The 6,406-nt window shown below is 47.7% G+C and carries 6 protein-coding genes; 3 read left to right on the top strand and 3 right to left on the bottom strand.

The annotated features are described in order from the left end of the window. Positions 1–117 precede the first annotated feature (117 nt). Positions 118–2,160, top strand: a complete 2,043-nt coding sequence (locus KGF65_RS14680) for a KUP/HAK/KT family potassium transporter (RefSeq protein ID WP_216748655.1) — start codon at positions 118–120, stop codon at positions 2,158–2,160. Between the two features lie 309 nt (positions 2,161–2,469). Continuing rightward, positions 2,470–2,688, top strand: a complete 219-nt coding sequence (locus KGF65_RS14675) for a transcription elongation factor GreAB (RefSeq protein WP_101874129.1) — start codon at positions 2,470–2,472, stop codon at positions 2,686–2,688. Positions 2,689–2,808: 120 nt separating this feature from the next. On the opposite strand, the gene KGF65_RS14670 is transcribed toward KGF65_RS14675, so the two are convergent. Continuing rightward, positions 2,809–3,852: an AI-2E family transporter gene (locus tag KGF65_RS14670; RefSeq protein ID WP_021337327.1), complete on the bottom strand. Its 1,044-nt coding sequence runs from the start codon at positions 3,850–3,852 to the stop codon at positions 2,809–2,811. A 452-nt stretch (positions 3,853–4,304) separates the two neighbouring features. Here KGF65_RS14670 and KGF65_RS14665 point away from each other — a divergent pair, with 452 nt between their 5' ends. Continuing rightward, positions 4,305–5,429, top strand: coding sequence for a vitamin B12 independent methionine synthase (locus tag KGF65_RS14665; protein ID WP_105921695.1), 1,125 nt, complete (start codon positions 4,305–4,307; stop codon positions 5,427–5,429). 154 nt (positions 5,430–5,583) lie between these two features. On the opposite strand, the gene KGF65_RS14660 is transcribed toward KGF65_RS14665, so the two are convergent. Beyond that, positions 5,584–5,967 (bottom strand): multidrug efflux SMR transporter, encoded by a 384-nt coding sequence (locus tag KGF65_RS14660; RefSeq protein ID WP_101874131.1) that lies wholly within the window; start codon positions 5,965–5,967, stop codon positions 5,584–5,586. Between the two features lie 16 nt (positions 5,968–5,983). Further along, positions 5,984–6,292 carry a multidrug efflux SMR transporter gene (locus tag KGF65_RS14655; RefSeq protein ID WP_003639898.1) on the bottom strand — a complete coding sequence of 103 codons (309 nt, stop codon included), beginning with the start codon at positions 6,290–6,292 and terminating at the stop codon, positions 5,984–5,986. Positions 6,293–6,406 lie beyond the last annotated feature (114 nt).

The following is a 6,406-nucleotide window of genomic DNA, read 5'->3' as shown; positions in this document are numbered from 1 at the left end:
GAAATGTGCACTAAAATTGGTTAACCTTAGCAAGTTTTAGTCTGTCTTGTTACCCACTTTGGTCAAAAGCTAGTATAGTATGAGTCACATTCTAGATGGAAGTGGGGTCAATCACTCATGCGCAAGCAACGGATTCAAGAGCGTTCATTAATTGGGATGTTAATCACCCTCGGGGTCGTCTATGGCGATATTGGGACCTCGCCGCTCTATGTGATGAACGCCCTGATTAACGATGCGGGCCAGTTGAAAAACGCAACGCCTGATTATGTCATCGGGAGTGTTTCACTGATTTTTTGGACCCTGATGCTGATTACTACGGTCAAATACGTCTTAATTGCATTGCGGGCCGATAACCACCACGAAGGCGGCATCTTCGCCCTCTATGCACTAGTTCGGCATCGGGCCAAATGGTTGATTTTTGTCGCTTTGATTGGTGGGGCGGCGTTACTCGCTGATGGCACCTTAACGCCAGCTGTGACAGTGACTTCGGCCGTTGAAGGACTGAAAGGGCTCCCTAATCTCAGCGCCTTTTCGCTACATCCGTGGCTCGTGCCACTGACCGTCACCGGTATTTTGCTCGTGCTCTTCATGATTCAAGGTTTCGGTACCGCCGTGGTCGGTCGCTCGTTCGGTCCAATGATGTTAATTTGGTTTACGGTCATCGGCTTCTTTGGCCTCATCAACATTAGTCAGGCGCCAATGATTCTCAAGGCCTTTTCACCACTGTACGCGATCGAGGTCCTCTTTAGCCCAGCCAATAAAATGGGGCTCTTTATTCTCGGTAGCGTCTTTCTGGCCACGACTGGGGCGGAAGCACTCTACTCTGACATGGGACACGTGGGTAAAGCCAACATTGACGCCACCTGGCCCTTCGTCTACACGACGCTGATTCTGAATTATCTCGGTCAAGGCGCGTGGATGCTCAACCACTATCAGGCCGCTGCTTGGCGTAACGCCACCGACGTCAATCCATTTTACGCAATGGTGCCTGCTGGGGGGCAAATCGCGATGATCGTTCTCGCGACTATTGCGGCCATTGTTGCCTCACAAGCACTGATTACAGGCTCTTACACACTAGTCGACGAAGCGGTCGGTTTAAAATTTCTGCCGCGTATGATTATCAAACACCCGAGCAATGTGCGCAGCCAGATCTACATCGGCGCAATCAATTGGCTACTATGTCTTGTCACCCTGGGGATCGTCTGGCTATTTCAGACCTCGGCCCACATGGAAGCGGCATACGGCCTGGCCATCACGTTAACGATGTTGATGACGACCATTTTACTCAGTCAATGGATTCATATGAAGGGCCACCGCGCGTTATCGCTCACCCTCTTGTGCGGCTTTGGGGCCCTGGAAACGGTCTTTTTAGCTGCCAGTCTGCGTAAGTTTGTACATGGTGGTTATCTGACACTGGGATTAACGCTCGTGATTTTTCTAATCATGGTCGTCTGGTTCTTCGGTAATCGCCGGCGGTTGCGTTACAACCAAGCCAACGAACAAATCAGTTTGCTGGATTATCGCAATCAGCTCATCGCACTAAGTCACGATGACCACCTGCCGTTATTCGCCACTAACCTAGTCTACTTGGCAAAGGTGGACCACCAGCACCGGGTCAAGCGTTCGATTCTGTACTCCATTTTAGACAAGCGGCCCAAACGTGCCAAGGTCTACTGGTTTATCACCATCAACGAAACGAACCGGCCCTATGACTGTAGCTACAGCGTCGATATGCTTGGAACACGCAACATTGTGGAAGTACAGCTCAATTTAGGGTTCCGCAAATCCCAGCATATCAACCTTTATTTACGACAAATCGTCACTAACTTGATTGCGGACCACAGTATCGACCCTCAATATTCACGCTACGGCATTACACAACCGCGGCAAGTCGGGGATTTCAAGTTTGTCGTCCAAAATCAACAAATTATGGATCTCGCCAGCAACCCGACCATGAGTCAATTTGACCGACTAATGATTGGCGGACGCGTCTTATTGCAAAACATCACCCCGTCACCGGCAATCTGGTACGGCCTCGCCTTTAGTGATGTGCTGGAAGAAACGATTCCGCTGTTCACCAAGCCAGCGACGGACGCCACCCTGCTTAACTTGACGGTTCGACACGCCCGGACGCCGCAGAAACATTCAACTAAATCCTAATGAAAAAGGCTAGCAATCAAAGGCAATTAATGCGCTTGATTGCTAGCTTTTGTGAGTCATGATCAAGTTATAGCGTTGCATGGCTGATAATGTTGATAAATTTTCAATATCATCAATTACTAAAATTATTACTGTTTCGTAAGCTTGCACAAAACGGTGAACGGTCAACTTCGCGATGTACGCTTTCAGAAACATTCATAAATCATATGTTGATCATCTAGTTATCACAATCGTTTCAACTACGCAGTCTGGTATTTACGTGTTATATTTGTGATATCAAGAAGATATTTACTAACAGGAGGTACTGACATGGTTGAGATAAAAACAGTTAGCCTCGGCAATTCATTGGCATTAAGTCTACCTAAAGACGGACGTTTTAAAAAAGGTCAACGCTGGTTACTCATCCCAGCCAAAGATGGGGAATCATATACACTCGTACCACGTATTGAAAATCCTTATACTGGTCCCAAATCAAAACAGCCAATGACTGAAGCGTGGTCTGATGTTGATTGGAATGAGGTCGAATAATGACTGATTTGCCAAAGTAAAAAGACATCATATTGAGTGTTTTAGCAGCCTCTGTCTATCAGAAAGTTAATATGGACTACGACTAACATCCAATTGATTCCTCAGATTGATTTAAACCCATCATGATGCTGACTTGTTACTCGACGTCACCCGCCGCGGTTCAGAATTCTGCACGCCCAAAATATCTAAGAAGAACGAAACGATTGGAATCCCAATAATCAAGCCCCAAGCACCCAGTAGACTTTCCATGATAATCAGCGTGATGAACGTAACGAAGACCGGCAAGTCGGTCCGGTCCGCCATTAACCGTGGGTGCAAGAAATACGATTCGAAGGCGTGAATCAAGATAACCAGCACGATGATCCAAACGACCCGAATCAGGCCACCCGACGCAAATCCGAGCAAGGTGAGTGGCACCATCGAAATCAGGACGCCGGCGACTGGCACTAAGCCTAGGATAAAGACGATGATCGACAACACCATGATACTTGGCATCCCGATAATCACGAAGCCAATCGTCATCAGAATCGTATTGATCGTACAAATCACCAACTGCGTTTCAATAATCCGGCCTAAAATCATCACGAACTTATGTGTCAGATAATAAACATTAGCGAAGAACTTTTTGAACTTGGATTGTAAGAATTGGCGGCCGAATACCATCATCCGCCCCCGCGAAACGGCGAAAATAAAGCTCAAAAAGATGGCCATTAAGACATGGGTAAAGCCGGTCCCCACTTCGCTTAAGCCCTTGATACCAGTCACTAGCAACGACTTACCATTTTGGATGAGCTCACTACTATGAATGGCTTGATTGACCCACTTATCAATATTCTTATTAAGCACGGGATGGTGCGTGATTGCCCGCGAAATCATATCAGGTATGACTTTTAGTTGGTCGACCAAGGTCGGAGCGGCGTATGAGAGTGCCCCAATGAACAGCGCAATCACTCCAACATAGACGACGATCACGGCAATCCAGTACGGCAGATGCGTGTGCAAATTCAACCACCGACTGAGTTTGACCCCCAAATACGCAAAAATCGTGGTTAAGAGCACGACCGTCGCGAAGCCGCGCATTAAGTAAATAATGATGATCAACAACGCCAACGTTAAGTATAAATCGACATCGTCCCGCTTGAAAAATCGAATGATTCTATCCATAGTTTGCCCCCAATCGCATGTTACTTGCCATTATAGCATGGCACGAAGCGGACCATACTCATCCATCCCCGCTTTAAATTAAATTTGACATTTAAAATAATTACCAGTATGATAGGTGACAATAATTAAAGAACGATTAAAAGATGAGTAGTTGGCGTCGCTGTTAAGAGAGTACCGGGGTGGTGAAACGGTATCGGCACAACCAATGAAGATGGTCTGGTTTCCTAGTTCGTTCTGGTGAGTGCTCAGCGTATGAACATGAACCAGTGCCGGTGTAACAACCGTTACCTTCGTTAGCAATTGCGCTATCATTCGGCAGTTGTCTCGAGTAGACTAGTTCGCTAGTCTAGAACTCAGGTGGTACCACGGCCCAGCGTCGTCCTGGATAATTTGATTATTCAGGACGACGCTTTTTTCGTTCCCGCAACTAAATTTAAGGAGTCTGATGATTTATGACAACCACAACAACCACTTTAACCGCACCATTCCGTTTTGACGTCGTCGGCAGTTTATTACGCCCCGCTAGCTTAAAAAAAGCCCACGAACAATTAGCCGCTGGTGAAATCACTGCTGAACAAGAACTCGAAATTCAACATGCCGAAATCAAACGGATTGTTGACGAACAGGTCAAACTAGGCCTCAAAGCTGTCACTGACGGTGAATTTTCTCGTAGCTGGTGGCACTTGGACTTCCTCTGGGGCCTAACCGGTGTCGGCAAATATGACTACCACCAAAGCTACAAGTTCAAGGGCGACCATACCCGTACGGACAACGCTGAGCTCATCGGCAAAGTCGCCTACAATCCTGACCACCCCTTCTTCGATGCCTTTTCATACTTGCAATCGATCGTCCCAGAAGGCGTCTTGGCCAAACAAACGATTCCGTCACCCACGATGCTCTTCCGTGACAACCGCAGTGATAACTGGTCCAAATTCTATGACAGCTGGGACGCGTACTTAACGGATCTCGCCCAAGCTTACCATGAAACGATTCAGCATTTTTATGACCTGGGCTGTCGCTACATCCAACTCGACGATACGACTTGGGCCTTCCTAATTAGCAAGCTCAACGACCCAGATGCCGACCACGCGACCTATACTAAGTGGGCAAACGACGCGGTCACCGTGATCAATGCGGCCCTAGCTGACTTACCGGCTGATTTGACCGTCACGACGCACATCTGCCGGGGCAACTTCAAGTCCACCTATCTGTTCTCAGGTAGCTATGACGTCGTTGCACCCTACTTAGGTCAACTCAATTACGACGGCCTATTCTTGGAATACGACAATGAACGGGCCGGGGGCTTCGAAGTTCTGGACCAGATTTGGAATCACGATGCTCACAAACGGCTTGTCTTAGGGCTCGTCACTTCCAAATTCCCAGAGCTTGAAAAGACCGCCGATATTAAAGCCCGCCTCCAAGAGGCAACGACTAAGGTGCCCCTAAGTAACCTGGCGTTATCAACACAGTGTGGCTTTGCCTCAACTGAAGAAGGCAACCAACTGACTGAAGCACAACAATGGGCCAAACTCGCCTTAGTCATCGGGACGGCCAAGGAAGTCTGGTCAATCGACTAGGTGCTGCGTTCAGCCCGAGCAATCAACGTTCTCCGTCATATGCAGTCGATGGGAGCCTTATGCAGTGCCTAAACCTGAATCATTTTAAAAGACCGAGTATCAGTCGCTTGCTTTAACACACAAAGCAAGCCCGATACTCGGTCTTTTTTAATTTTTATCGATTATAACGAGCCCGCCACCGCGCTGTCCGCGATGTTGTTGGGGCCGCTTGAGGGGCCTTGAGAGGTTTGTTCAACAAAACGACCCCCATAATAATTCCCATAAATCCGAGCGTCTTCAAGCCGGTTAAGACTTCCCCGAACGCCCAAATACCAATGAGACCCGTGACGGCTGTACCAACCCCGGCCCAAATGGCATAACCAATACTGAGCGGAATCTTGCGCAGCGCTAACGAAAAGCTAAAAATCGCTACCCCGTACAGCAACATGCCTAGAATCCCAACCAAGGGGTGCTTAAATCCAGCCGATAACTTCAACAAGCTGGTCCCCACAATTTCAACGCCAATTGCAATAACTAATTGAATCCATGCACGCATCATCAATTCCCCCTTGTATTTAAATGTTCAGTAAAATCGCTCCAATCACGATCGCAAGTAAGCCGCTTAAACGCGACAAACTCAACCGTTCCCGGTAGACCACGACCGCTAACACAACGGTCGCAAACGTCCCCAGACCGGCCCACATGGCATACGTCACCCCTAACGGCAGGCGTTGCATTGCAAGCGTCACGAGGACTAACGAACTAAAATACCCGACTAAAACCATTAACGTGGGTATCAAGTTCCGAAAACCGTTTGCGCGCTTTAAGAAAAAGCTCCCGAAAACTTCCATTAAAATGCCACCAAATAATAACCCGTATGCCATCTTTATCACCTCACTAAAAATTTCGCTGTCCTTCCATTCTACGGAAATTTATTTCAAAACGCAATCAAAAGGAACGCCTGGCTGATTACATTTTGATGACAAATTGAATGTGCG

It is taken from the genome of Lactiplantibacillus sp. 30.2.29 (genome assembly GCF_018991255.1).
GTDB classification, from domain to species: Bacteria; Bacillota; Bacilli; order Lactobacillales; family Lactobacillaceae; genus Lactiplantibacillus; species Lactiplantibacillus pentosus.
The sequence above is the reverse complement of the archived record's forward strand: the minus strand, read 5'-3'. Positions and strand labels throughout refer to the sequence as shown.